This is a genomic window from Paratractidigestivibacter faecalis, from assembly GCF_003416765.1.
Classification (GTDB): domain Bacteria; phylum Actinomycetota; class Coriobacteriia; order Coriobacteriales; family Atopobiaceae; genus Paratractidigestivibacter; species Paratractidigestivibacter faecalis.
In genome coordinates, this window is the sequence record NZ_QSNG01000001.1 from 229767 (window position 1) to 256118 (window position 26352).

Here is a 26352-nt window from a genome sequence, read left to right on the forward strand (position 1 = left end):
CAGCGCATTGAGGGCCGTCGGCTTGATGCCGGCGGCCCTTTCTTGCGCGACTGGCCCTAACCAACCCGGGTGACTAGCCAAAGGAGAAGAAATGATCTACGACGGACTTGACGTAATCGAGCGCTACCGCGGCCTTTCTCGGGGCCTTGATGTGCTTATCGACTGGCTTGGTAAGAACGATCCCAAGGACCTGCCGCTGGGCAAGACCGAGATCGACGGAAGCCGCGTCTTCGCAAACGTCATGGAGGCCAAGACCAAGAGGCGCGAGGACGCGCGCTTTGAGTTCCACCACAGGTATGCGGATGTGCAGATTGACCTCGAGGGCGAGGAGCGCTTCTTCACGACCCCGGGCGCCACGGACGTGACCGTGGAGTACGACGAGACTGCCGACAAGGGCCACTGCCTCGCCTCCGAGGGCAACGATGACATTCTGGGCGGCACCCTCGCCCACGGCCACTTTGTGATGTACGTGCCCGGTGAGCCTCACATGTGCAACATCGTCATGCCCGAGGCCGAGGTCGGCCCCATCAAGAAGATCTGCTTCAAGGTGATCTCTGACCAGTATTGGGACGAGGCATAGGGCTTCTTGGCGTCTGAGCATGGCCCCTATAGGGTAAAGTGAGACTTATTGTAGAGGTGCCCGGCACGGCAACCTTGGTGAGCCCTTGCCCCTCCTGGGGAATTATGATCGGGCACTGATCTGCCGGGCGATTCAATCCCAGGAGGAGTGAACGTGAAAGAGTACCTATCATCTGCCGACGACGTTCTTTCCGCACAGGGGACCGACGGCGAGTCGGGCCTCTCTGAGGCGGCGGCGTCCGAGCGCCTGGCCAAGCACGGCCCCAACAAGCTGAAGGAAGAGGAGAAGACCCCGCTGTGGATCCGCTTCTTCCAGCAGATGGCTGACCCCATGGTCATCATGCTCATCGTCGCCGCCATCATCAGCGCGGCAACGGGGATGATCAAGGGCGAGGCCGACTGGGCCGACGTGATCATCATCATGTTCGTGGTCGTGGTCAACTCCGTGCTCGGCGTGGCTCAGGAGGCCAAGAGCGAGGAGGCCCTCGCGGCCCTGCAGGAGATGAGCGCGGCCCAGTCCAAGGTCATGCGCGGCGGCAAGCTGGTGCACCTTCCGAGCTCGGAGCTCGTTCCCGGCGACGTGGTGTTGCTCGAGGCCGGAGACGCTGTTCCGGCGGACTGCCGCGTTCTCGAGAGCGCCTCGATGAAGATCGAGGAGGCGGCCCTCACCGGCGAGTCCGTGCCGGTCGAGAAGCACGCAGACGCGATCGAGCTTGCGGCAGGCGTCGATGACGTGCCCCTGGGAGACCGCAAGAACATGTGCTACATGGGCTCCACGGTGGTCTACGGCCGCGGTCGCGCCGTTGTCTGCGGCACGGGCATGGACACCGAGATGGGCAAGATCGCGGGTGCCCTGTCCGAGGCCAAGGAGGAGCTCACCCCGCTCCAGGTCAAGCTGGCGGAGCTCTCTAAGATCCTGACCATCCTGGTCATCGTCATCTGCATCGTCATCTTTGGCGTCGACATTATCCGTCACGGCGTGGGCAACGTCCTCACCGACCCGACGGCCCTTCTCGACACCTTCATGGTTGCCGTGTCCCTGGCCGTTGCCGCCATCCCCGAGGGTCTGGTGGCCGTCGTCACCATTGTGCTCTCCCTTGGCGTGACCAAGATGGCCAAGCGCCAGGCAATCATCCGCAAGCTCTCTGCCGTCGAGACCCTCGGCTGCACGCAGATCATCTGCTCCGACAAGACGGGCACGCTGACCCAGAACAAGATGACCGTCGTCAAGCACGAGCTTGCTTCCGAGGAGAACCACTTCCTTGCCGGTATGGCCCTGTGCTCCGACGCAAAGTGGGATGCCGAGAAGGGCGAGGCCGTGGGCGAGCCCACCGAGTGTGCCCTCGTGAACGACGCCGGCAAGGCCGGGATGACCAACCTTGTGGCCGAGCACCCGCGCGTGGGCGAGGCTCCCTTTGACTCCGGACGCAAGATGATGTCTGTCGTCGTCGAATCCCTCGACGGCAAGTACGTGCAGTTCACCAAGGGCGCGCCCGACGTAATTCTTGGCCTGTGCACCAAGGTCTACGAGGACGGCAAGGTCGTCCCGATGACCGAGGAGCGTCGCGACCAGATCCTTGCCGCCAACAAGGGCATGGCCGACGAGGCCCTGCGCGTCCTCGCCCTGGCAGATAGGATCTATGACGAGGTCCCCGGCGATTGCTCCGCAGCCGCCCTCGAGCACGACCTCACCTTCTGCGGCCTCTCCGGCATGATCGACCCGGTCCGTCCCGAGGTCGCCCCGGCCATCACCGAGGCCCACGACGCCGGCATCCGCGTGGTCATGATCACGGGCGACCACATTGACACCGCCGTTGCCATTGCCAAGCAGCTCGGCATCGTGACCGACCGCTCCCAGGCCATCACCGGCGTCGAGATCGACAAGATGAGCGACGAGGAGCTTGACGCCCGCATCGCCGACTACGGCGTCTACGCGCGCGTCCAGCCCGAGCACAAGACCCGCATCGTCGAGGCCTGGAAGAAGAAGGACCGCATCGTCGCCATGACCGGCGACGGCGTCAACGACGCCCCGTCCATCAAGCGCGCCGACATCGGCGTGGGCATGGGCATCACGGGCACCGACGTCACCAAGAACGTGGCCGACATGGTGCTTGCCGACGACAACTTCGCGACGATCATCAACGCCTGCGAGGAGGGCCGCCGCATCTACGACAACATCCGCAAGGTGATCCAGTTCCTTCTCTCCGCCAACCTTGCCGAGGTGTTCTCCGTCTTCATCGCCACGCTCATCGGCTTCACGATCTTCCAGCCGGTGCAGCTGCTGTGGGTCAACCTCGTGACCGACTGCTTCCCGGCCCTTGCCCTGGGCATGGAGGAGGCCGAGGGTGACGTCATGAAGCGCAAGCCCAGGAATGCCAAGGATGGCGTCTTTGCCGGTCACATGGGCCTGGACTGCATCGTTCAGGGCCTCGTCATCACCGCGCTCGTCCTGGCCAGCTTCTTTGTGGGCGTCTACTTTGACATGGGCTACATCAACATTGCCGATATGATCGCCGGCACCGCCGATGAAGAGGGCGTCATGATGGCGTTCATCACGCTGAACATGGTCGAGATCTTCCACTGCTTTAACATGCGCAGCCGTCGCGCCTCCCTCTTTGCCATGAAGAGGCAGAACAAGTGGCTGTGGGGCGCCTCCGCCCTGGCCCTGGTCCTCACTGTCATCGTGACCCAGGTACCCGCCCTTGCCCTGATGATCTTCGGCGATGTTACCCTTGAGCTGCGCGGCGTTCTGTGGGCGCTTCTGCTGGCCTTCCTGATCATCCCGATCAACGAGGCCTACAAGGCCATCATGCGCGCGGTCGAGAAGGACCAGTAGCAAGAGATTGAGGAACTGTGGCTAAGCGTTCTAGCAAGAGTGGTAGGAAGACGCGAAGCAGGAGAGCCGGTGGGGCCCAGCAGGGGGTCCTGCCGGCTCTTTCCTCGCTGACGGAGCTCCCGGCGTTTGGGGAGCTCTCTGTCAGCGAGCGGCAGCGCGAGGCGTTTCTGGCTGCCCAGGCGCGAGCTGGGCGGGCTGGCGAGAATGCCGACGAGCTTGTGATGGGCTGCGTCGTCCGCCTTGACCGCGGGTACCCCGCCGTGTGCAGCGAGGGGGAGACCTTTAGGGCGGAGTTTGCCACGAGGCTCACCAAGGGCGGGCTTGCCGGCCAGGAGAACTCCCGGGTGGCCGTGGGCGACTGGGTGTGTGCGCGCCTGCCCGATGGCCACGAGATGGGCCTCATCGAGGAGATTCTGCCGCGCGAGAGCGACATAGCGCGCTGGCGCGGAAAGGCCCGCGGAGAGAAGCAGACCCTTGCCGCCAACGTTGACGTGGTGCTTGTGGTTCAGCAGCTCGGAGAGCGCGAGGTGTCCTGCGAGCGCATCGCCCGCAGTGCCGTCATTGCACGGGACTGCGGAGCGGACGTCGCCGTGGTGCTGACCAAGGCGGACCGGGCGAGCGATGGCGTCCTTGCGAGGGATGTCGCTGCCGTGAGGGAGGTCCTTGGCGAGGGATGCCACCTGGCGCTCACGTCCTCTGCTGCCAGGGGCGACGAGGCGACGCGCGTCCGCAGGGCCGCCGACGAGCTTGGCGTCTCTTGGGGAGAGGACGCCGTCAGGGCGCTTGTGCCCGAGGGCGTGGTCGCTATCGTGCTGGGAGAGTCGGGAGCGGGCAAGTCGACGCTGCTGAACGCGCTTCTCGGCCGCGACGTGCTGGAGACGGGCGCCGTCCGTGCGGCAGACGACGCCGGAAGGCACACAACGGTGGCCAGGAGAATGGTCTCTCTTCCGGGCGCCGGCGTCATAGTCGACGAGCCTGGGCTGAGGAGCCTGCCCATCGTCGGTCACGAGCGCGGCCTGGCCAAGGTCTTTCCAGAGATTACGGAGGCGGCCACGCAGTGCCGCTTTCGCGACTGCACGCATACCCACGAGCCGGGGTGCCAGGTGCGGCAGGCTCACGCCGATGCGGAGCCGGGCTTCTCTGACGTGCGGGTTAGCTGCTACCTCGCCCTGGCGCGCGAGATGCGCGAGAGCGCGGCGAGCCTAGACCCGGATGTGGTCATCTAGCCGGTTGGCACAATGGAGCGGTTTCTCTGAAAGCCCGCGTGGCGCCCCTTGGGCCACGCGGGCTTTTGCGTGTGGCCGTGCGCGCGTCCGTGTGAAGGAACCGTGAAGTGGAGAAAGCCACTTTAGTTGGCTAAAGCCAAATGAGCCGAGTTTGAGAGGCCCGCGTCTCAAGCTAGGCGCCCTGACGTGAAAGCCACGTGTCCGCCAGCCGCAAGAAATCGGAAAGGCCAATTCTCCGACGAGGCGGTGAGGCTCTTGGCCGAAGGCGAGAATGCCCTCACCTTGATTGGCACCGCGGGTGCCTTGGAGTGCGGGGGAGGGCTTGAGGATGACACGGAGAGTGAGGCTGGCGCTGGCTGCGGCGTTCTCGCTGTTGACGCTCGTGCTATGCCTGGCCTACGGGCAGCAGGTTCGCGCGGATGCCGACCGAGAGCGTGCGGAGGCACTCGAGCGCTATGGCGGCGAGGTCACCAAGGTGGTCGTTGCCGGGCAGGCCCTTGAGGTGGGCGACGTGGTGTCTCGCCAGAACGTCGTGGAGCGCGACTGGGTAAGCGACCTCGTTCCCAAGGGCAGCTACGTCTCGCTCGACGAGGTCGTCGGACGCCAGGTCACGGTTCCGGCAAGCGAGGGCTCTCCCGTCACGCAGCTCAACTTCAGGGAGGCGGCAACCTCTGCGGACGTTCCGGACGGCTACGTTGCCGCATCCGTTCCGTTTGGCGAGAAGCTCGGCCTGCCTTCGGACATTGGGGTCGGCACAAGAGTCGTGGCCTTCAGGGTCGGGGAGTCCGGAGCGCGGGTCCTGAGCGATGACGTGCAGGTGATCTCCTCCCTCGGGGAGGGCGGTGCGCTGGGGGCGCGAGCCAGCGTCACGCTGGCGGTGAGGCCGCAGGCCGTGGCGGAGCTCCTGGTTGCGGGCGGAGAGGGCTCCCTGCGCCTGATCGTGCCGGCGGAGGGCGTGTCGGTGAGCGAACGCCAGCAGGCTCCTGCCGAGGTGACGGCGGAGGTCCCTGCGGATTCCGACAAGAATGGGGGCGCGGACGATGAGTGATGCCTGCGAGTGGGTTGGCTATTGCATCGATGAGGGCATAGGGGACCTGCAGAGGGCTGCGGGAACACTTGGGGCGCTTGACGAGCTCTCGATGGCCCATGACGCCGACGAACTCAGGCGAATGGTGCGAGACAGCGAGGTCGGGGCCTTGGGCGTCATCGTCGGAATGACCTCCGACGGCGTCTCCGACGTCAACCTGGCCGCGGCCATAGCGAAAGACGGGCGCGCGAGGGTCGTGGCGCTGGTGAGGCGGGGCGCTTCGGGGTCCCTCAGGTCGCGGGCGAGAAACGCCGGCATAGACCTGGTGCTTGACCCGACGGGCGAGGAATGCCGGGAGGCGGAGCCGCCTTCTTCGCTCCCGTCTAGCCCCCCGTCCGCCGACCCACGGAGCCTGCTGGGACAGCTCGAGAGGCGTGCCCCCGTGATAGCCCTCTGCTCGGGCCGCGGCGGCGCCGGAAAGACGACCATCGTCGCGGGGATGGCCTGCGCGGCTGCTCGATGGGGCATGAGGGTGGCGGCCGTCGACCTCGACCTCTCCTGCGGAAACCTGCACTCGTGCTTTGGCGTGAGGCCGGTCGTTGACCCAACGAGCCTGGTGGGCGAGCGGGGGTCGGAGGGCCACGCGCTCTTCTCGGCGTCTCCGGGGGTGAGTGTGACGGCGCCCTGCGGCAGGCCCGAGATGTCCGAGCTTGTCATGCCGCAGGCGGCGTCTTTGGTGGCGAGGGCCGCCGAGGGGACGGACCTGGTCTTGGTGGATACCTCGACGACGTTTACGGACGCCGTCGCCCAGGCGGCCCAGATGTGCGACCGGCTCGTCCTGGTGAGCGACGGCGCGCCTGGTTCCATGGCCGCGATCGCGCGCATGGGAGGCCTCGCGGTCAGGCTCGGCGTCGCGCGGACGAGGATCTCCAGGCTGGAGAATCGCGCAAACCCCCACGCAAAGACGGACTTCTCGCTTCTTCGCGCCGAGGTGGGGCTTGAGGCCGCGAGGGTGTTTCGCGTGTTTGACGGTGGGGCTGAGGTTTCCGAGCTGATTGCGGCGGGGCAGGTTGCGTCCCTGATGGGGCTGACGGGGCCTTTCTCTCGGTCGGTCTCTGCGGTGACGGCACAGCTTCTGCTGGAGCTCGGGCGCCTTCCCGACGACGAGGAGGCGCGCAGGCTCTCTGAGGAGCAGACCACCAAGAGGTGGCCGTTCTCCCTGGGCCTGCGGAGGGAGGCGAGGTAGGTGTCTGTCCTGGAGCGCGTGCGCGAGGTCGAGCGCGTGCAGGGTGCAGTCGAGCCGGGCGCCGCCTCTCTGAGGGGAGCAAGGGAGCGTCTGAAGGCTGACCTCGTCGACCGCTTGGGCCTGGACGCGATGGCGGGGATGCTGGCGGGCGAGGGAGGTGCGCGGGCGCGGGCGGAGCTGTCGGTGGCACTTGAGTCCGCCCTCAACACCGGCGAATACGAGGACGTTGCCCTGTGTGACAGGGCAAGCCTGGTTGACCAGGTGCTCGACGAGGTCTGCGGCCTCGGACCCATTCAGCCGCTGCTGGAGGATGACTCGATCACCGAGGTCATGATCAACGGGTGCGACGCGCTCTTCTACGAGCGTGGCGGGGAGATATGCCAGGCAGAGACGCGCTTTGACTCGCCGGAGCAGATCATGATCGCCATCGACCGCATCCTGGCGCCCCTCGGGCGAAGGCTGGACAGGGCGAGCCCCCTGGTGAGCGCCCGCCTGCCAAACGGAGACCGCGTGAACGCCGTCGCGGACCCAATCTCCATCGACGGGCCCTCCATCACCATCCGCAAGTTCTCCGACCGCGCGTGGACGCTGCGGCGCCTGGTGGGGCTGGGGGCGCTTCCGGCCTGGTACGCGACCCTGCTGTCTTGGGCGGTGAGGACCAAGTGCGGCATTGCCGTGGCGGGAGGGACGGGCTCCGGCAAGACGACGCTGCTCAACGCCCTCTCGTGCGAGATCGGGCCGCGCGAGCGAATCGTGACCATCGAGGACTCGGCGGAGCTGAGGTTTGACAGCCACCTCAACGTGGTGCGGCTTGAGGCGAGAGACGCATCCATCGAGGGGACGGGCGAGGTGACCATCAGGGACCTCGTGAAGAATGCCCTGCGCATGAGGCCGGACCGCATCGTGGTGGGCGAGGTGCGCGGAGAGGAGTGCATCGACATGCTCCAGGCCATGAACACGGGACACGAGGGCAGTCTGACCACGTTGCATGCTGGCAGTGCCGAGGAGGCGGTTCTGAGGCTCGTGCTCATGGCCCGCTTTGGCATGGACCTGCCGACGGAGCTCATCGAGGAGCAGATTGCCACCGCGGTCGACCTCATCGTCATGGCCAGGCGCCTGCCGAGCGGCAAGAGGGTCATGGCGTCTGCGAGCCTGGTGGGCCGGGGCCGTGGCTCCGAGGTGGTGGAGCTTGAGGAAATCGTCAGCTTTGACCAGGCACTTTGCAAGTGGACGCTGCTTGCCGAGCCACCGTTTGTGGAGCGCGGCGTCAGGGACGGGACCATCCCCAGGCAGGAGGTGGAGGCATGGAGGTCTTCGCTCTGATGGCCGCGGCGGCTTCTGCCGGAATCGCTGCGGCGCTAGCCCTGGGGGAGGCTCCGCGCCTGGGCGGCGCCATCGTCCTGGCCGGCAGGGCGCTGCCGCCCAGGGGGTTGGCGGCACTTGTCCGCCTGGGGCCAACCCCGGTCGTCCAGGCAGCGTCGCTCCTGCCTGGGTGGGGTTGGGCGGCGAGAAGGGTCAGGGCCTTCGCTGCCCGCGCCGGGGTCACGCTCGGCGAGGACCAGGCTCAGGCGCTCCTGCTGCTGGCCGTGGCTGCCTGCGGGATGTTCTCGGCGCTACTGTTTTGGTCGATCGTCGCAGGTGTTGCGGCAATGCTGGGCGTGGCGTTGGCGCTTGGGGCATGGGGGGCGCGCGCGAGGTCGGTTCGGTCGAGGGAGCTTGCGCAGGAGATGCCCGCCGTCTTCAGGACGCTTTCGGTTGCCATGGGCTCGGGCCAGACGCTTGCGCAGGCGGTCGAGTACGTGGGGACCCACGAGCGAGGCCCGGCCGCGGAGCCGTTCGGAAGGCTCTCGCTGAGGCTCAGGTGCGGCCTGGGGACCGAGGAGGCCCTGGGGCTTTTGGCGGCCGAGCTCGAGGCCCCTGGCGTCGAGCTGCTCGCGACCGCCCTGGTCGTCTCGCACAGGACGGGTAGCCCGCTCAGGGAGCTGCTCACGAGGTCGGCCCGCCTGGTTGAGAGGCAGGGGGAGTTCCAGAGGCTGCTTGCGGTGAAGACCGCCCAGGTGAGGCTGTCTGTGCGCATCGTCTGTGCCCTTCCGCTCGCCCTCGTCCTTCTCCTTGCGCTCATATCGCCTGACTTTCAGAGGGGGCTTCTGACGCCCGCCGGGTTGGCAAGCGTCCTCATTGCCCTTGCCATGGACGCCGCGGCCCTGCTGATCATTCGAAAGCTGATGAGGGGAGTTGTCTGATGCCCGTCTTGCTGCTTCTGGGTACGGCCCTGTGTTCGTTTGCGTCCTGCCTCGCCGCGCTTGACGTGCTGGGGGCGTGGCGCGCCCGCGTCGTCGCATGCAGGAGGCCCCCGCGCGAGGTCCCGCCCTCCGAGGCGGAGAGGAGGCGCAGGTGCCTTGGGGAGCTGCCCGCGATGCTTGACGTCCTTACGCTTGGGCTTGCGGCCGGCCTCTCGTTTGATGCCTCGCTCGAGCTGTACTGCGAGCGGTATGACGGGGAGCTCTCCCGCGCCCTCTCGGAGTCGATGCTCGCCTGGCGCATGGGCATCAGGAGCAGGGAGGCCGAGCTCGCAAGGCTCGCCGACGAGCTTGGGGTCCCGGCCTTCAGGCGCTTTGCCTCTGTGGTCGCCGAGTCCCTCTCTTTTGGAACGCCCTTGGCGGAGGCGCTCGAGCGCCAGGGCGAGGCCATCAGGGACGAGCAGCGCTCGCAAGTTGAGGAGGAGATAGAGCGGGTGCCGGTGAAGATGCTCGTGCCCCTGGGGACGCTCATCGTCCCGGCGATGCTCGTTGCGATCCTTGGGCCGCTTCTGGGCCAGGCGTTGGTTGTTGGATGACGTTGTTTGGAGGACAGAATGCTTGGATGTCGTAGGCCACAGAACGTTGCGCCCCTGTGGGGAGACGGCTGGAGGCTGCTGAGAAACCGCTGCGGACAGGGGACGACCGAGTACGCAATTCTGGTCGGCGTGCTGGTGGTGATAGCCATTGTCGCCATCGTTGCGTTCAAGGACAAGGTGAGCCAGCTCTGGGATGCCATCGCCAGTGGCATCAACTCGCTGTGAGGCGAGAGGGACTGCGGCGCAGGGCCGTGATTGGCGCGATGGCGCTCACCCTGCTGGCGGCCGCCGTGGGGGTTGCGGGCCGGGCGGGCGACGAGGCATCGGCCGGGGGCAAGACGTCGGAATCGTCGCCTGCACCCGCCGTCGGCTCCCTTCTTGCGGAGGCTCCGGTCGACAACGAGGTGCGTGGCCTCGTCGCCGCCATGGGCTCCGGGGCTGTCGGGCAGACGGGGCACCTGAGCGAGCTGCCTGCTGCCGAGGAGGCCGAGAGGGTGCTTGACGAGTATGCCGCCAGGGGAGACTGCGTCGTGGCCCGGTCCGGCTGGCTTGACCTGCTTGGGAGGACGTGGGGATGCGTGATCCAGGGAGAGGGGTGGGTGGACGTATGCGTCGTCGGCGAGCGAGAGGGTGGGGGAAGCGAGGTGGGCGTCATGCGCATGGACGCCTCCGGGCTGCGTGGAGAAGGGGGAGGCTGAGACGGGTGCGTGGTGGCCAGTCCACCACCGAATACCTGCTGATTCTTGCGGCCTTCGCCTCGATGGTGGGGGCATTGGGCCTTCTGTGGCGCGCCGCGTCGGGCGGAACGCTGCTCTCGCTGGCCACGGCCGCGGCCTCCCATGCCGCGCCGGATGGCTGGCTCGGGGCGCTCAAAGACGCGGCGGGGTTCTGAGATGGCGCCTTGGAGCCAAAGGGGCCAGGCGAGCGTCGAGGCCGCGCTCCTCCTTCCGACGACCCTTCTGCTGCTCGCGCTTCTGATGCAGCCGGCCTGCCTTCTCTACACGCGTTGCGTCATGGAGGGGGCAGCCGTCGAGGTGGCGCGTCTGGCGGCAACGGCAAGGGAGGGGTTCGACGTGCGTCCCTTTGCGCTCAGGAGGCTTGCCGCGGTGCCCGAGGTCTCGGTCTTTCACGTGGGAGGCCAGCAGGACTGGGAGGTCTCGACGGAGGGTCCGGATGAGAGGGGGCTCGTGAAGGTGCTCCTCTCCGGGCATGCCCGCCCCCTTCCGCTTCTTGGGGGCATCTGCGGGCTGCTGGGGGAGTCGGACGAGAAGGGCCTTGTCCTGGAGGCGCGCGTGACGGCCTCGACGAGGCCGGATTGGCTGGAGGGAAGCTATGGGGACTGGGTTGGCATGTGGAGGTGATGGGCGGGCCCTCGGACCCACCGTTGGTGCATTCGTGGACGACGAGGGAGGCTACACGACCGTCGCCGTCGCCGTGGCCCTGCTCGTGAGCCTCTCGCTTGTCTTTGGGTCCGCTGCGGCGCAATGGGTTGGCGCTCGCTCCGCGGAAGTCCAGCAGGTTGCCGATGCCGTGGCCCTCTCGGGAGAGAACGCGGTCGCTGCCTACTCGACGGTCGCGCAGGTTCTCGACGCGTGCGTTCTGAGCATGGGGCTTGCCGGCTTTGTCACGTGCGGGGCGGGCCTGGCGGTCTCGTGCGTGCCCGGGCTTGCCGCAAGGGGCGCACAGGTCACCAAGGCGGGCGCCCGGGTGCTTGACGCCAGGAGGGACTTCTCGCGGCAGGCCAACGAGGGGCTCCAGAGGCTCGAGGGGCTGCTTCCCGCCCTTGTCGTCGCCAACTCGGGGTCGTGCGCGCGGGCCAACTCGAGGGAGGGGCTCGACTACGTGGGATGCGCGGTGCCATTTCCCCTGGAGTCGCAATCGGACTTTGGCGCCCTTGAGGACGGGGCGGACGGGAACGCCCTCACGGACCTGGCGGACCGTCTGGGGGAGGAGTCCTCCAAGGCACAGGAGGCCAAGGAGAGGGCTCGGGAGGCCCTCGAGCGGGGATGGATGGCGGATTGCGGCTCGAGTCCCTATTGCCTGCGGGAGCGCGCTGCCCATCTTGCGGGGCTCGCGGATGCGCAGAATCCCGACTACGCGTCACCCGAGGAATGGACGTTTGGCGTCCCGCTTCTGAGGGCGAGGAGATATTACGCGGCCCGCCTTGGCGCGGCGGCGCTCGAGGGAAGAAATCCGGAGGAGCTGACCGACGCGGCGTGTCGCCGGGCGTTCTACTCCTTTGCCCTCGACGAGGTCAGGAGGGGCGAGTATGCGGAGCTTGACGATGGGGTGGTGGCGGACCTTCCGGCCCTGCCGTGCAATGCCGAGCAGGTCCGTGCGGGAAGGCTCTACACGGATGCCCTGTGGCCCGTCTCCTGCGAGGAGGGTGGGCGTGTCCTTCACTCCTGGAACGGATGCCCCGGCGCCTTGGGCGGTGTGGAGGGAGCGGCTTCCCTCCGCGACCTCGAGCAGGGCGCCGTCTCCCGTTGCGAGGTCTGCCGGATGGACGTCTCGCAGATGGGCAAGGTCGCGGCGGCGTCGACTGCCATAGAAAACGGCTTCGAGCACCATTGGAGGCTCGTCGTGGAGGCTGCCGGAGACTACGTGGCCGCCCGCGCCGACCTGGCCGAAGCGGAGCGCTCTGTCCGAGAGCTTGCCGATGGCGGGGCCCAGACGTTTGCCGAGGCGGTGAGGCAGCTCTCGGTGAGAAGGCCGAGCCTCTGCCCGCCGGGCGCGTGGGGGTGCGTCGCCGTCGTCGCACGCGGGGAGTCGGCCGTCACTCCCTCGGAGCTGACCTTGGCCTTTGTCTCGTCGGGACGCATTCCCGCGGGCGCGGCGGTCTCTGCGGCGGCCCTTGCCCCAGACGGCGCGACTGCCGACAACAACGTCCTCTCGTCCTTCTTCGACGGCCTGACGGATTCCGGATCTTTGGTCGTCGGGGTTGCGGATGGCGTGCTTGGGCTCTGGGGACGCCTGCTTGTGGGGTATGGGTCTCTCGCCACCTCGGTCTCCTCGACCGTGGGGGAATTCCTGGGAAACCTCGATGGGGTCTTTGGCGGCACGGTTGGTTCCTGGCTGGCGGACCGCCTCGGCGAGACGATCTCACTGCTTGGTATCCAGCCCGCGGACATGAGGCTTAGAAAGCCGGTAACGGTCAACTCCCAGGATGTTCTCGACAAGGGCGGCCTTGAGGGGGCCGGAACCGTGAGGACGCTCGTCGAAGCGCTGCCCGAGTCCGGATCGGTCATGGACTACGCGAGGGCATTGGGCATTTGGGCGGCCGACGAGTATGGGCCGACGATAACCGTGGCCAATCTGGAGATACCCGGAACCGACATCAGCATTCCCCTGACCGTCGACGTCTCGAGGCTCGGGGACTACCTGAGGGGAGAAACGCAATGAGCGCCAATGGTGCATGGGGCGCGCGATCGGGGCAGATGGTGGTCGAGCTCGCAGTTCTGGTGCCCGTCGTCCTCGTCGTTGCCCTCGTGGGCGTCAACCTCATGGAGTTCATGGCCCTCTGCGCGAGGTTTGACCGGGCATGCCTTGACGCCGTGGTCTCCCACGGGGTTTCTCCGGCTGGTGAGCAGTCTCAGGTGGGGGCGGTCGACGAGGTGAGGGAGGCCCTTGCGCTTGCCATGGACGGCTCGCCCTGCGTGGTGCGGGTGAGTGCCGAGCGCCTGGACGATGGCGGTGGGGGCGCCTCCTTCGAAATCTCCCCGTTCCTGACGCGCTACACCTGCTCGATGACGTTTGCCCCCTGGCCGCGGGAACTGCGGCTGCCAGGCGTCTCGCTTGAGGCTCCCGCGGTGCTCTCGCACTCGCGCGAGCTTGTGGTGGACAGGTTCAGGCCGGGGGTGGTGATCTGATGGCACGGGCTCGATTGAGGTCGGAGGAATGGCCGGGATGGAGCATCGAGGTGAGGGTACTTGGCTCCTGGACGGCAAGGCTCAAGGGCCTTCTGGGAACGGACGCGGATGCGTACCCCGTGATGCTCACCCGCTGCGGGTCCGTGCACACGCTTGGCATGAGATATCCACTTGACCTGCTGTTTATTGGAAAGGAAGGAGAAGTGCTCATGAGCTGTAGGGATGTGGCCCCCGGTGAGGTCAGGGCGTGTCCCGAGGCGTTCTGCGTCATCGAGCGGCCAAGCTCTGACGGGGCGTGGCCGGGACGGGGCGAGCAGCTTTGGGTCTGCTCCGTAACTGCGGACGCGCTTTGCGCGTGAGCTGACGTCGGACTGGGGAAGGGAAGGAAGCTATGGGAGAGATGGATGCGACCGCGACCGTCGGCCGGAGGGTAGCCGTGCCAGAAGGCTATGGCGAGAAGCGCTGCCCCCGCTGCGGGGAGGTCCTGTTCGATGACATGGACGTCTGCTATGGCTGTCTGTACGACTTCGGGCGCAACCGAGAGGAGGATCTTGCGAGGGCGGGCATCCCCGAGGAGTTCGCCCTCCTGGAAGGTGGTCTCGAGGAGCCCGAGGGCTTTGGGGAGGCGCATGCGCGCGAGCTGCCGGAGCGGCCCGACCTGCGCGTCTGGCTGAGGACGGACTCGGCAGACGTCATTCTCCCCCTGCCGGGAGAGGGGCTCGTGCTGGGGTCCGACCTGTCCTGCGACGTGGTCCTCCACTCCATCCTGGCATCTCCCAGGCACCTCCGGCTCGTTCCGGCGGACGGGGGCGCGCTGGCGTTTGACATGGACGCCGGGCTTCCCGCCACAAAGGACGGCGTGCCCGTCGGGGAGGGGACGCTCGTTGCCCAGGGCGAGTCCGTTGTCGTCTGCGGGTCGCTCTTGACCCTGGTGGGAGAGCCGATCGTCGACGAGCTCGCCTGAGCCGCCTGCCTTTCGGGAAGGGGAGGGCGCGGCCACGGCCGCTTTGCTATGCTTGCTGCAAGCGCTCGACCACGTCCTCCCCGGAGGTTCAAATGGCAAAACGTTACGGGCGGCCCGTCCGCCGCGCACTCTGTCCCCTGCTCGTGCTTCTCGCCTTTCTGAGCGGCCTTCTCCTGCTGCCGGGGCAAGCCCTGGCGAGCGACCGCAGCTACCAGATAACCCAGGTGGACATCGACGCCACCGTTGACGCCGACGGCACCCTCCACGTGGTGGAGACCCGTACCTTTGACTTTGACGGCAGCTTCAACGGCGTCTACTGGGACATCCCGACCGGCTACAACCCAAACAACGGCCAGGAGGTCGAGATCAACGTGACCTCTGCCGGCGAGAGCACCGCGGGTTCCCTTGACGCCTTCCGCCTCTCCGATTCCGACGAGGACGGCACCTACAGCATCTCTGATCGCGGGTCCATCCAGCGCCTCAAGATTTATTCCGCCCACCGCAACGAGAAGGCAAGGTTCACCATTGCCTATGACGCCACGGGCATAGCGACGCGCTTGCAGGACACCGGAGAGCTCTATTGGAAGTTCGTCTCCGACGGCTGGGACGTCGAGTCCCAAAACGTCACCTGCACGCTGCACCTTCCCGTTCCGGCGGGGGAGTCCGTGACCGCGGGGCAGAATGTCCGCGCCTGGGGACACGGCCCCCTTGACGGCAGCGTGAGCTTCTCTGGCAGCGACGTCGTCTTCACCGCTTCCGGCGTGGGTACGGACGAGTACGCCGAGATGCGCGTCACCTTCCCGCAGTCTTGGCTCTCCGGCCTCTCGCAGAGCTCCGCGGGGCGCCTGGACTCCATCCTCTCCGAGGAGCAGCAGTGGGCCGACGAGGCAAACGCAAGGCGCACCCGCGCGCGCATTCTCGTCTGGGGCACGGGCGCCTTGGCCGCCATTGCCGCCGTGGGCACCGTCGTTCTCGCCTTGCTCAAGAAGCGCAAGTACGACCGCGACAACGAGCCCGACTTCAAGGACAAGTACTTCAGGGACGTCCCCACCTCCGACCATCCCGCCGTGCTCGGCGCGCTCTTCAACGGCGGATCCGTGGAGGGCAAGGAGCTGACGGCAACGCTCATGCGCCTCACGGACGAGGGCTACATCAGCCTGGAGAAGGTGACCACCAAGAAGAAGGGGCTCTTTGGCGACAAGGTCCGCGAGGACTACCGCGTGACCAAGCTCAAGGGCATGCCGCGCTCATCGGACTCCGCGCGGGACAAGGCCACGCACACGGTGGACAGCAAGACCCTCTCGCTGCTCTTCAAGACCATCTCCGACGACGGCGAGAAGCTCTACTTCTCGCACATCGAGTCCTTTGCCAAGAAGGAGCCGGAGCTCTACCACTCCGCCTACGAGAAGTGGGAGGGTGCCGTTACGGGCAAGTACGCGGAGCGCTTCGAGGACAGCGGCGAGAAGGGCAACGGCCGTGGCTGGCTCGTGCTCGCCGGTGTCATCGACTGCATCCTGGCGTTCGTGGTCTTTGTCGCCTACCTGATCTTTGAGGCGTCCGTGCTCGCGATGATCGGCCTGCCGCTGCTGCTTGTCGCCGCGGCCGTGGCCGCCTTCGTGACGGCGGCCTCCATGAAGCGCATCAATCGCGAGGGCATCGAGACCCTGGCAAAGCTCCGCGCCCTCAGGAGCTGGCTGACCGACTTCACGCACCTCTCCGAGGCGGTTCCCTCCGACGTCGTCCTCTGGAATCGCCTGCTGGTCATGGCCGTGGTCCTGGACGTGGCCGACGAGGTCATCGACCAGCTGCGCGCCACCATGCCGCAGGTGCTTGACGACCCCGCGTTCATGCCCACCTACGGCTGGTACTACTACCGCTGGCACGGCGGATCCTCTCCGGCGGCCGTCTTCACCCAGAGCATGCAGTCTGCCCACCACGTCTCGGATGCGGCCCTGGCAGCGTCCTCGGACAGCTCCGGTGGCGGCGGGGGCGGCGGCTTCTCCGGCGGCGGGGGCGGCGGCTTTGGCGGAGGCGGCGGAGGCGGTGCCTTCTAGCTGGCCTTTCTCGCCACAAGCAAACTTTCTTTGGATTTATCCAAAAAAGTGCTTGGACGCGGGACCGGGCTTTGCTATAGTAATCCCCGCGCAACAACGGCTGGGTAGCTCAGTTGGTAGAGCAGGGGACTGAAAATCCCCGTGTCAGGGGTTCGACTCCCTTCCCCGCCACCAGTAAACGCCGAGGTCGGAGGCCTAATGTCTCCGACCTCGTTTTTTTGTATGCACCGTCTGCTCGCCCGGCGTTCACCCAAGGCCCCGTACGCTCCGCCTCTGCCTGCGCCTCGCCTAGTACCTGACGCGGAAGTCCCTCTCGCCGGCGACGACGCCCTCGTCCTCGCGAGAGTCTATGGCGTAGCGGGCGTACCGGTGCATCATGTCCGCCAGCTGCGAGAAGAACGCGCCAATCTGCGCGTCCGTGCCCTGCAGCACGCAGGTTACGCTGCCGTCGTACTCGTTGCGCACCCAGCCGGTGAGCCCCAGCCCGCTTGCTATGCGCGAGGACGTCCAGCGAAAGCCCACGCCCTGGACCTGCCCCACAAAGCGATACCGCGTGCGCCTCAGGGCGCCGTCCCCTGCCTGCATGATTGCCTCTCGCCTCCGGCTGTCCGTTTATGGTGGGCGTCCGCGCTTGCGGAAGGGACGCCCCTTTCCACGCGCTTACAATAGTACCCACGATACCTCGCGCGCCCGCCGCGCTCAGATTCCGAAGGGAGATTCCGTGGCAGCAAAGTGCAACATCATGTGTGACTCCACCTGCGACTTCACGGCCGCCCAAGCAGCCGAGAAGAACGTTCGCATCCTGCCGTTCCACTACGTCGAGGCGGACCGCCCCGACGGCGGCCTTTCCGGCGACGACGACCTCTTCCAGTCCCGCAGCGCCCACGAGTTCTACGACGCCATCCGCCGCGGCGCCTGCCCCATGACTTCCCAGCCCTCCCAGCTCGAGTACGACGAGGCCTTCCGCGAGGCCTACGAGTCTGGCGTGCCCACGGTGCTCTTCTGCATCTCCAGCGGCATCTCCGGCGGCTACGAGGGTGCTCTCATGAGCCTGCAGCGCCTGAAGGACGAGCACCCCGACGAGGAGGTGCGCATCTACGTGGTGGACAGCCTGCTTGCCTCCACCGCCCTCACGCTTTTCCTTGACGAGGCCTGCGCCCAGCGCGACGCTGGCCTCAACGCCGAGCAGCTGGCCATGTGGGCCGAGGAGGCCCGCTACCACGTCCACACCCTCTTCATGGTGGACAACCTCGACGCGCTGCACCGCGGCGGCCGCCTGCCCAAGGGCGTGGCCGTCATCGGAGACGCCCTGGACGTCAAGGCACTTCTCCACTTCAACCTGGACGGCACGCTGGGCATCCGCGCCGTGGCGCGCGGCCGCAAGAAGGGCATGCGCAAGCTGGCCGACTACTTCCAGAAGAACCGCGAGCTGGAGCCCTACGGCCACGTTGCCGCCGTGGGCGACGCCGATGCCGCGGAGGACGGCTTCAACGTTGCCTCCGAGCTCAAGCGCGTCGACCCCGAGATGCGCGTCCTGCGCCCCACCATCGGCCCGACCATTGGCTCCCACGTCGGCCCCGGCATGGTCTCCTGCTGCTTCTGGGGCAATGACCGCCGCAAGGACAAGCAGGTCACCAAGGTCAAGGGCGTGAGGGAGACCAAGTAGCGCCCCGGCGCCCGGCCGCCGCAGGCGGCACCACTACCAGCGTCATCAGAGACACCACCATCAAGGAGAGACGATGGGCTTCACAAGAAGAGATTTCCTTGCCCTTGCGGGCGTAGGCACCCTGGCCGGCATTGCCGGCTGCACAAAGCCCGAGCAAAAGCCCGCCGAGGACCCCGGCAACGGACCCCAGGACTCCCAGGTTGACCTCGAGGAGTTCAAGGACCTTGCCCTTAACGAGGGCGCCTGGCGCTACGACGAGGACAATGACGTCTACTACCAGCTGGGCCTTGCCTACTGCAAGTCTCCGGCCACCAAGACCTACGAGTCCCTGGCCGTCTTCGTACCCGGCAAGTACTTCTCGGCCGAGAAGAACGGCGACACCTACCGCTGCACCGTTGACGAGAAGGCCGTCGTGGGCGGTTTCACCCCCTCCACGGCGCCCATCCTCATGCCCGTCAACACCGGCACGCTGAGCCCGCAGACCAGTCCCACCACCTACTCCTACGACGGCCTGGCTCCCTTCATGCAGGCGGGCTGCATCTACGTCTACGCCGGCTTCCGCGGCAGGAGCGCCGGCTACGACACCGCCAGCGGCAAGAACGAGCTCTACCCGGGCGGCTCTCCGTGGCCCGTGGTGGACCTCAAGGCCGCCGTTCGCTACCTGCGTTACAACGCGGGCTGCCTGCCGTGCGACGCCTCGCGCGTCTTCGTCTTTGGCTTTGCGGCTGGCGGTGGCGTGAGCGCCGTCCTGGGCTCCTCCGGCAACTCCGCGCTCTACGCTCCCTACCTCGAGTCCATTGGCGCCGCCACGCACGACGCCAAGGGCGCCGCCCTCTCTGACGCCGTCTTTGGCTCTGCATCCTGGTGTCCCGTCACCTCCTTCGACGAGGCCAACGCCGCCTACGAGTGGGCCATGGGCCAGTACTCTGCCGAGGGGACGCGCGTCGAGGGCGCCTGGACGCGCCAGCTCTCCCAGGACCTCGCCGGCGCCTATGGCGACTACGTCAACGAGATGGACCTGCGCCTCTCCGACGACACGCAGCTCACGCTTGACGTCACGGACGGCGATGCCTACGCGCAGGGCAGCTACGCCGACGCCCTCCTCTCGGTCATCGACGACTCGGCCACGTTCTTCGTGCAGAACACGGCCTTCCCGTACGCCTACACGCCGCAGCGCCTGACGGAGCCCAGCTTCCCGGGAGACCCCAACCTTGCCGCCACGCGCGCCTCCGAGGCCGCCCAGGCCCCGGTCGCCACGGACGCCGACGCCGGTGCCGCGACGGGCGCCCCCGACACGGGCGCCACCGAGTCCGGCGAGGCCGCTCCCGCCGCGACGGACGGCGCCGTCGCCAACGGCTCTGCCGGTACGGCTGCCGCCGACGCCTCTGCCGACTTCGCGCTGCCCTCCGGCCTTACCCAGGTGCAGTCCACCATCTACGACAGCGCCCAGAGCTACTTTGCCGCGCTCAATGAGGACTACGTCTGGATCAACTACAACCGCAGCCGCCAGAGCGTCTCGGTCTCCAGCCTGAGGGCCTTCTCCGAGCACCTGCGTCCTGCGGAGAGGCCCGCCTCGCCGTACGACCTGCCCGACCGCTCCTCTCGCCTGAACCAGCTCTTTGGCATTGGCGAGGAGAGCACGCTGCACTTTGACTCCGTGGTGGCCGGCCTGGTCAAGGCAAACGCCGACGCCTATGCCGCGCTCGCGGACTGGCAGCCCGACTACGAGACCGCCTGGGAGGACGACCTGGAGAAGGTCGACTCGCTCGAGACCGGCATGGCCGACCGCGTGGCCATGATGAACCCGCTCTACTGGCTCTCCGGCCACTACGAGGGCTACGGGCAGGCCGACGTCGCCGCCCACTGGCGCATCAACGAGGGCCTCTTTGACACCGATGCCTCTCCCTGTGCCGCGCTCAACATGTCGCTTGCCCTGGGCAAGTACGACGGAGTGGCCGACGTGGCCTACACGCCGGTCTGGGGCCAGGGGCACGTGCTGGCGGAGCGCTCCGGCAGCGCCGTCTCCAACCTGGTCCAGTGGGTCAATTCCTGCTGCGGCATCGCGTAGGGCAAACCCAAAACGGGGCCCCAGCGCCGGAACGTTCGGCGTTTTGGGTTCGCCCCAGAAGCAAGGCAGCAAGGAGCCCGCAGGTCAGAGGCCTGCGGGCTCTTTTCCATACCGCCATGGCGCCGCCCCTCGAACCCAAATCGCACCACGCTTTGGGTCCGTGCCCCAGCCGAGAAGCCCGCGCCGTTGCGGTAAGGTCAAGGCAACAGCCAAAGCCGTACCCCGGAGGTCCCCATGAAGTCCTGCAACAAGCGTCCCCTTGCCGGCGCGGTGCCGGCACTCGCCGTACTTCTCGCCTGCGTCGTCGCGCTTGCCGCCTGCGGGCAGCGGGGAGGCGCACAGGGCTCCTCGGACGGCTCGGCCAGCTCCTCGGGCAAGGCCCAGGCGTCCTCGGGCATCATCGAGTCCGTCGCCGACGACGACCCCTATGGTACGGGCGTCCACCATGCCACCATAGAGGTCGAGGGCTACGGCACCATCGAGGTGGCGCTCAACGCCAACGTGGCGCCCATCACGGTCTCCAACTTCTGCCACCTTGCCAACGAGGGCTTCTACGACGGCCTGACCTTCCACCGCGTCATTGAGGGCTTCATGATCCAGGGCGGAGACCCCAACGGGGACGGCGCGGGCGGCTCGGGCCAGTGCATCAAGGGCGAGTTCTCTGCCAACAACGTCAAGAACAGCCTGCCGCACACCCGCGGCACCATCTCCATGGCCCGCTCGCAGACGTACAACTCCGCAAGCTCCCAGTTCTTCATCATGCAGAAAGATACCGACAGCCTTAACGGCAACTACGCGGCCTTTGGCAACGTGACCTCGGGCATGGACGTGGTGGACGCCATCTGCCAGAACACGCCCGTGACCGACTCCAACGGCACGGTGCCCAAGGAGAGCCAGCCCAAGATTTCCAAGATCACCATCACGGACTAGGACTTGCGACAGGGGAGAAGACTAGATCGTCTAAAAAAAAGCCAAAACCTTACTTGCATTGGGTGGCCAATGCAATACTCTGAGGTGAATTTGTCTAAAAAAGGCCTCTGACGTGCTATAATGCTCAAAAGCTGAAAGGAGCATGCACATGTTTGAGGTCGGCGCGTACATTGTCCATCCGGGTCAGGGAGTCTGCAGGGTCGAGGGTGTGGGCGAGGGTCCGGACGCAACGTACAAGCTCCTGCCACTGGGGCAGCGCCATCCCGTGCACATCAGCTATCCCGTCGCCAGCGAGGGGCGCCTGCGCCGCGTGCTGTCCGCCCAGGAGGCCCGCCAGATCATCGACGACTACGCCAGCATGGACGTGGACACCTTCACCGAGCGTAACAACTACCTCGAGGAAGAGCACTTCAAGCAGGAGATTCGCAACGGCAGCTGCCGTGACTCCGTGCGCATAGTCAAGACCTTCCGCGCACGCATAGCTGCGGCGCAGGCCCGCAACAAGAAGCCGCCCGTGTCCTACGAGCGCATCCTCAAGCAGGCGCGCGAGCGCTCCCTGGGGGAGCTCTCATGCGCCCTGGAGTGCACCCAGGAGGACGTCGTCGCGCTCTTCGAGGGCGTTACGGAGGAGCAGGCCAGCCAGAACTAGGGGCCTGCCGACGCGGCTCGCGCCGGCCCCCGCAGAACCACGCTTGCCACGCGCGGGCGGCGAGAGGCACGCACTTCTCGCCGCCCGCGTTACGTTTTGTGACGTCATGGGGCTGCCCTGCGCCGGGTCTTGGGAGCCTCATATAGAATTGACGGTATTCGACCGCGCATGCGGCGCTCCCAGAGGCTCCCGCGTGCCAACCACCGAGGAGGACCCATGACGACTTCCGACGCCCAGACCAGCAACCGCGCGATCATCACCGTCCTGGGAAGCGACTGTCCCGGCATCGTCGCCGCGGTCAGCGGCGCCCTGGCCGAGCGCGAGGCCAACATCCTCGACATCTCCCAGACCATCCTGCAGGGCATCTTCACCATGACCATGCTGGTCGAGCTGGGCGAGTCTGTCGAGTTCTCCGAGCTCAAGGGCAAGCTCGACGACCTGTCCGAGTCCCTGGGCGTCCAGATCACGCTCCAGCGCGAGGACGTCTTCCGCTATATGTATCGCCTCTAGGAGGCGCTCCCACACACCTTGCGGGGCGGTCTTCCGGCCGTGCCGCAGCGCACCCCCAGGAGGCACCGTGACCAGCTTTGGAATCAAGGGCATCGGCCCCACCCTCACCTCGCTTGACACCTCCGCCCTGACGCACGTGCCCGACGCCTACCCCATGCCCTCCGTGGCCCTAGGGCTGCCGCCCGTGGCAGACCGGCTCTACCACGGCTACGCGGACGTCGACGTGGTGCCTGCCGAGCTCTACCAGAAGTACGACGTCAAGCGCGGCCTGCGCAACGCGGACGGCTCCGGCGTCCTGGTGGGCCTCACGACCATCTCCAACGTGCACGGCTACAACAAGACCGCCGAGGGCGTGGTCCCCGACGAGGGAGACCTGTTCTACCGTGGCTACCGCGTGTCCGACCTCATCGACAACGCGCACGCGGAGGACCGCTTTGGCTACGAGGAGGCGGCCTACCTCCTCATCACGGGCGCGCTCCCAACGGCGGACCAGCTGGCTGACTTCAAGGCGCGCATCGACTGCCGTCGCCAGCTGCCCGAGGGCTTCCTCCACATCTTCCCGCGCACCACGTACAGCCAGAACATCATGAACGTCCTGCAGCGCGCCACGCTGCTGCTCTACTCCTTTGACCCCACGCCGGACGACACCACGCCCACCCACGAGATTGACGTGGCGCTCTCGCTTCTGGGTCGCTGGCCGAGGACGGCCGCCGTGGCCCACGAGGCCGCCGTTGCGGCCGCCACGGGCACCAAGCTGCTGGTCCCGCCCCCGTGCGAGGGCTACTCCATGGCAGAGACGCTGCTGGACGTCCTTCGCGGCGACCAGGGCTTCACCCACGACGAGGCAATGCTGCTGGACGTCATGCTCATGCTCCACGCGGAGCACGGCGGCGGCAACAACTCCACGTTCACCACGCGCGTGCTCTCGTCCTCGGGTACGGACGCCTACTCCGCCTACGCGGCCGCCATCGGCTCCCTCAAGGGCCCCAAGCACGGCGGCGCCAACGCCAAGGTTGGTGCCATGATCGAGGACGCCTCCGAGAAGATCGCGGACTGGGAGGACGAGGACCAGGTGGCCGACTACCTCACCCGCCTGGTTCGCGGCGAGGAGTTCGACGGCAGCGGCCTCATCTACGGCCTTGGCCACGCCGTCTACACCAAGAGCGACCCCCGCGCCGTCAGCATCAAGAAGTACGCGGGCAAGCTCGCCGGCGAGAAGGGCCGCGAGCGCAAGTTCCACCTGCTCCAGAACATCGAGAGGCTCGGCCCCGAGGTCATGAGGGACGTTCGCGGGGTCACCAAGCCCATCTGCGCCAACGTGGACCTCTACACGGGCTTTGTCTACTCCATGCTGGGCATCCCCGCCGACATGTACACGGCCATCTTCGCCATGGCCCGCCTGGCCGGCTGGTGCGCGCACCGCATGGAGGAGCTCTACGGCGCCGGCCGCATCATCCGCCCGGCCTACAACTCCATCATGGGCGACGGCAACTACGTCCCCATGAGCCAGCGCTAGGGCGCACGGCGAGAAGTCCTTCTCGCCTTGAGCCGAAAGCAGCAACAAATAGGGCGCCGCCTCCCGGATGGAAGGCGGCGCCCTTGCTATCTGGCCGTGCCGGCGGGCTACTCCTCGGAGTCCTCCTCCTCGTCCTCGTCGATGACGAGGGGCTTGAAGCTGGCGGTGTCTCCGCCCACCAGGGCGCTCGTGGCGTCGGCGAGGTTCTTCTCGCGCTCGCCCTTCATCGCGGAGCTGAAGATGTCCTCGGGCTCGTCGTCCTCGTCGACGGCGTCGGGGGCGTGCGTGGCGGCTGCAGAGGGCTTGGAGCCGGCGAACTCGATGCGCTTGAGCTTGTGCTGCTGCTTGGCCTTGGAGAAGAGCGGCACGTACTCGAAGATGATGTTGGAGCTCTCCAGGCCGTACCACTTGGCGGGCGAGCCGCACAGGCGCCTGATGAGGTACTTGAGCTCCATGACGCGCGCGTCGAAGCCCGGGATGTCGGTCTCGGGGGAGATGACCTTGCGCAGCAGGCAGAAGCGGAAGTCGCCCACGTTGGAGTGCTCGCGGTAGATCGAGTACCTGTGGTTCTGCGCGGCGATCTGGTTGTTTGCCACCAGGTCGCTCACGATCTGGTACAGGTAGGTGTTCACGCGCTGGTTGACCCTGAAGCCCAGGCGCAGCTGCACCTTGAAGAGGAAGTCCGTGTCAAAGTTGTTGACGATGTACTCATGGGTGTAGGGCTCGTCGGTCACCTGGACGTTCAGGAAGTAGTACGCCTTGGCACGCTTGGGACGCTTGTCCAGGATGGAGTAGAGCACGTCGCGGTCGAGCTTGTCGAAGGACGAGTCGTTGGTGAGAAACACCAGGTTGTCGGCAAGCAGGGGGTAGTCCTCGTCGTGCGAGAGGTCGAAGAGCTGGTCCAGGTACTTGTCCACGGGCAGGTAGACGCTCTGGGTGTGCTCGATGGCGGTGCCGCGGCGCCAGACGTACATGACGACGAAGATGGCGGTGGCCAGAAGCACGGTCACGTAGCCGCCGTGGAAGAACTTGGTGAGGCTCGAGAAGAAGAACATGGCCTCGATGGCGCCGAAGAAGACGAGGAACGGGATGGCCAGGCCCATCTTGTGGCGCACTTTGGAGAGGTAGGTGAACAGCAGCAGCGTGGTCATGAGCATGGTGACCGTGATGGCCAGGCCGTACGCCGCCTCCATGTGCTCGGAGCTGCGGAACAGCAGGACGACGCCCATGCAGCCCACCCACATGATGTTGTTGACCATGGGGATGTAAATCTGGCCCTTGGTCTCGGAGGGGTAGTTGACGCGCATGTGCGGCATGAGGTCGAGGCGGACGGCCTCGGAAACGATGGAGTAGGAGCCCGTGATGAGCGCCTGGGAGGCGATGATGGCCGCGAAGGCGGACAGGATGACCGCGAAGACGCGCAGCTGCTCGGGCAGCATCTGGTAGAAGGGGTTGAGGTCGGGCACGGCCATGAGGCTCGCGTTGGCGTTGTTGGCGATGATCCAGGCGCCCTGGCCCAGGTAGTTGATGATGAGGCAGGCCTTCACGAAGGGCCAGGAGGCGTAGATATTGGCCTTGCCCACGTGACCCATGTCGGAGTAGAGGGCCTCGGCGCCGGTGGTGCAGAGGAAGACGTTGCCCAGGACCATGACGCCGGCGGCGTTGAGGTTGCCGTCGAAGAGGAACGTGAGGCCGCGCACGGGGTTGAGCGCGCGCAGGACGCCGACGTTGCCGATGACGTGCACGAGGCCCGAGACGCCCAGGAAGGCGAACCACAGCGTCATGATGGGGCCGAACGCCTTGCCGATGGTGGAGGTTCCCGCCTTCTGCATGAGGAAGAGCATGCACAGGATGGCCAGGGTGATGGCCACGACGATGCCCTGGTTGTCTCCCATGATGGCGTAGCAGAAGTCGACGGTGCGCAGGCCCTCGATGGCGGTGGTGACCGTCACGGCGGGGGTGAGGATGCCGTCGGCCAGAAGCGCGGCGCCGCCCACCATGGCGGGGATGATGAGCCACTTGGCGCAGCGCCTGACCAGGCTGTAGAGGGCGAAGATGCCGCCCTCGTTGTGGTTGTCGGCCTTCATGGCAACCAGGACGTACTTGACGGTGGTGATGAGCGTGAGCGTCCAGATGATGAGGGAGAGGGCGCCCAGCACCACGTCGGTGCTCATGGTGGCCAGTCCGCCGTTGCCGCTCATGATGGCCTTGAGCGTGTACATCGGGCTCGTGCCGATGTCGCCGTAGACCACGCCCAGGGTGACGAGGATCATACCCGCGGAGAGCGGGATGCCCGCGCTCTTCGCGCGACGCGCGCGGACGGTGGCCGGCGTGTCATTGATTGATGCTGCCATGATGCTCCAAATCGACAACAAT

The 26352-nt window shown here is 66.6% G+C and carries 25 protein-coding genes and 1 tRNA gene; 24 read left to right on the forward strand and 2 right to left on the reverse strand.

What is annotated here, in order from left to right; all coding sequences use genetic code 11:
- The first annotated feature begins 91 nt into the window (after positions 1 to 91).
- From DXV50_RS00945 to DXV50_RS01030, 18 genes are all read left to right on the forward strand, one after another.
- A complete protein-coding gene (locus tag DXV50_RS00945; protein ID WP_117204367.1) occupies positions 92 to 580 on the forward strand; it encodes a YhcH/YjgK/YiaL family protein in 489 nt (162 codons plus the stop codon).
- Positions 581 to 733: 153 nt separating this feature from the next.
- Positions 734 to 3415: a cation-translocating P-type ATPase gene (locus DXV50_RS00950; protein WP_117204368.1), complete on the forward strand. Its 2682-nt coding sequence runs from the start codon at positions 734 to 736 to the stop codon at positions 3413 to 3415.
- 17 nt (positions 3416 to 3432) lie between these two features.
- Positions 3433 to 4641 (forward strand): ribosome small subunit-dependent GTPase A, encoded by a 1209-nt coding sequence (rsgA, locus tag DXV50_RS00955; RefSeq protein WP_117204369.1) that lies wholly within the window; start codon positions 3433 to 3435, stop codon positions 4639 to 4641.
- Between the two features lie 328 nt (positions 4642 to 4969).
- A complete protein-coding gene (locus tag DXV50_RS00960) occupies positions 4970 to 5689 on the forward strand; it encodes an SAF domain-containing protein (RefSeq protein ID WP_117204370.1) in 720 nt (239 codons plus the stop codon).
- A complete protein-coding gene (locus tag DXV50_RS00965) occupies positions 5682 to 6914 on the forward strand; it encodes an AAA family ATPase (protein ID WP_157966939.1) in 1233 nt (410 codons plus the stop codon). Before DXV50_RS00960 ends, DXV50_RS00965 begins: the two co-directional genes overlap by 8 nt.
- On the forward strand, positions 6915 to 8237 hold the full coding sequence (locus DXV50_RS00970; protein WP_231996120.1) for a CpaF family protein: 1323 nt from the start codon (positions 6915 to 6917) through the stop codon (positions 8235 to 8237). It abuts the gene before it with no gap.
- Positions 8219 to 9157, forward strand: coding sequence for a type II secretion system F family protein (locus DXV50_RS00975; RefSeq protein WP_117204372.1), 939 nt, complete (start codon positions 8219 to 8221; stop codon positions 9155 to 9157). Before DXV50_RS00970 ends, DXV50_RS00975 begins: the two co-directional genes overlap by 19 nt.
- Positions 9157 to 9750 (forward strand): type II secretion system F family protein, encoded by a 594-nt coding sequence (locus tag DXV50_RS00980; RefSeq protein ID WP_117204373.1) that lies wholly within the window; start codon positions 9157 to 9159, stop codon positions 9748 to 9750. Before DXV50_RS00975 ends, DXV50_RS00980 begins: the two co-directional genes overlap by 1 nt.
- 18 nt (positions 9751 to 9768) lie before the next feature.
- Positions 9769 to 9975, forward strand: coding sequence for a hypothetical protein (locus DXV50_RS00985; protein ID WP_117204374.1), 207 nt, complete (start codon positions 9769 to 9771; stop codon positions 9973 to 9975).
- Positions 9976 to 10001: 26 nt separating this feature from the next.
- The gene (locus DXV50_RS00990) at positions 10002 to 10448 is read left to right on the forward strand and encodes a hypothetical protein (RefSeq protein ID WP_147556656.1); all 447 of its coding nucleotides are present in this window, start codon (positions 10002 to 10004) and stop codon (positions 10446 to 10448) included.
- Between the two features lie 5 nt (positions 10449 to 10453).
- The gene (locus tag DXV50_RS00995) at positions 10454 to 10642 is read left to right on the forward strand and encodes a hypothetical protein (protein ID WP_117204376.1); all 189 of its coding nucleotides are present in this window, start codon (positions 10454 to 10456) and stop codon (positions 10640 to 10642) included.
- A 1-nt stretch (position 10643) separates the two neighbouring features.
- Positions 10644 to 11111, forward strand: coding sequence for a TadE/TadG family type IV pilus assembly protein (locus DXV50_RS01000; RefSeq protein ID WP_117204377.1), 468 nt, complete (start codon positions 10644 to 10646; stop codon positions 11109 to 11111).
- 34 nt (positions 11112 to 11145) lie between these two features.
- On the forward strand, positions 11146 to 13152 hold the full coding sequence (locus DXV50_RS01005) for a hypothetical protein (protein ID WP_147556657.1): 2007 nt from the start codon (positions 11146 to 11148) through the stop codon (positions 13150 to 13152).
- On the forward strand, positions 13149 to 13619 hold the full coding sequence (locus tag DXV50_RS01010; protein WP_117204379.1) for a hypothetical protein: 471 nt from the start codon (positions 13149 to 13151) through the stop codon (positions 13617 to 13619). Before DXV50_RS01005 ends, DXV50_RS01010 begins: the two co-directional genes overlap by 4 nt.
- A gap of 209 nt (positions 13620 to 13828) precedes the next feature.
- Positions 13829 to 13978 (forward strand): hypothetical protein, encoded by a 150-nt coding sequence (locus tag DXV50_RS10015; protein ID WP_157966940.1) that lies wholly within the window; start codon positions 13829 to 13831, stop codon positions 13976 to 13978.
- 32 nt (positions 13979 to 14010) lie between these two features.
- Entirely contained in the window at positions 14011 to 14583 is a 573-nt protein-coding gene (locus DXV50_RS01020) for an FHA domain-containing protein (RefSeq protein ID WP_117204381.1), read from the forward strand.
- Positions 14584 to 14675: 92 nt separating this feature from the next.
- A complete protein-coding gene (locus DXV50_RS09495; protein WP_157966941.1) occupies positions 14676 to 16637 on the forward strand; it encodes a DUF2207 domain-containing protein in 1962 nt (653 codons plus the stop codon).
- Positions 16638 to 16735: 98 nt separating this feature from the next.
- Positions 16736 to 16811 (forward strand) — tRNA-Phe (locus DXV50_RS01030).
- 114 nt (positions 16812 to 16925) lie between these two features.
- Here the strand turns inward: DXV50_RS01030 and DXV50_RS01035 are convergent.
- The gene (locus tag DXV50_RS01035; protein ID WP_117204382.1) at positions 16926 to 17222 is read right to left on the reverse strand and encodes an acylphosphatase; all 297 of its coding nucleotides are present in this window, start codon (positions 17220 to 17222) and stop codon (positions 16926 to 16928) included.
- Between the two features lie 136 nt (positions 17223 to 17358).
- Here DXV50_RS01035 and DXV50_RS01040 point away from each other — a divergent pair, with 136 nt between their 5' ends.
- From DXV50_RS01040 to DXV50_RS01065, 6 genes are all read left to right on the forward strand, one after another.
- Positions 17359 to 18303 carry a DegV family protein gene (locus DXV50_RS01040; RefSeq protein ID WP_232817410.1) on the forward strand — a complete coding sequence of 315 codons (945 nt, stop codon included), beginning with the start codon at positions 17359 to 17361 and terminating at the stop codon, positions 18301 to 18303.
- 73 nt (positions 18304 to 18376) lie between these two features.
- Entirely contained in the window at positions 18377 to 20371 is a 1995-nt protein-coding gene (locus DXV50_RS01045) for a subtype A tannase (protein WP_117204383.1), read from the forward strand.
- Positions 20372 to 20605: 234 nt separating this feature from the next.
- Complete coding sequence (locus DXV50_RS01050; protein WP_117204384.1) at positions 20606 to 21301, forward strand: peptidylprolyl isomerase; 696 nt, start codon at positions 20606 to 20608, stop codon at positions 21299 to 21301.
- Between the two features lie 148 nt (positions 21302 to 21449).
- A complete protein-coding gene (locus DXV50_RS01055; protein ID WP_117204385.1) occupies positions 21450 to 21950 on the forward strand; it encodes a CarD family transcriptional regulator in 501 nt (166 codons plus the stop codon).
- A gap of 216 nt (positions 21951 to 22166) precedes the next feature.
- Positions 22167 to 22460, forward strand: coding sequence for an ACT domain-containing protein (locus DXV50_RS01060; RefSeq protein WP_117204386.1), 294 nt, complete (start codon positions 22167 to 22169; stop codon positions 22458 to 22460).
- A 67-nt stretch (positions 22461 to 22527) separates the two neighbouring features.
- On the forward strand, positions 22528 to 23976 hold the full coding sequence (locus tag DXV50_RS01065; RefSeq protein WP_232817411.1) for a citrate synthase: 1449 nt from the start codon (positions 22528 to 22530) through the stop codon (positions 23974 to 23976).
- Between the two features lie 107 nt (positions 23977 to 24083).
- On the opposite strand, the gene DXV50_RS01070 is transcribed toward DXV50_RS01065, so the two are convergent.
- Complete coding sequence (locus DXV50_RS01070; RefSeq protein ID WP_117204387.1) at positions 24084 to 26330, reverse strand: KUP/HAK/KT family potassium transporter; 2247 nt, start codon at positions 26328 to 26330, stop codon at positions 24084 to 24086.
- Positions 26331 to 26352 lie beyond the last annotated feature (22 nt).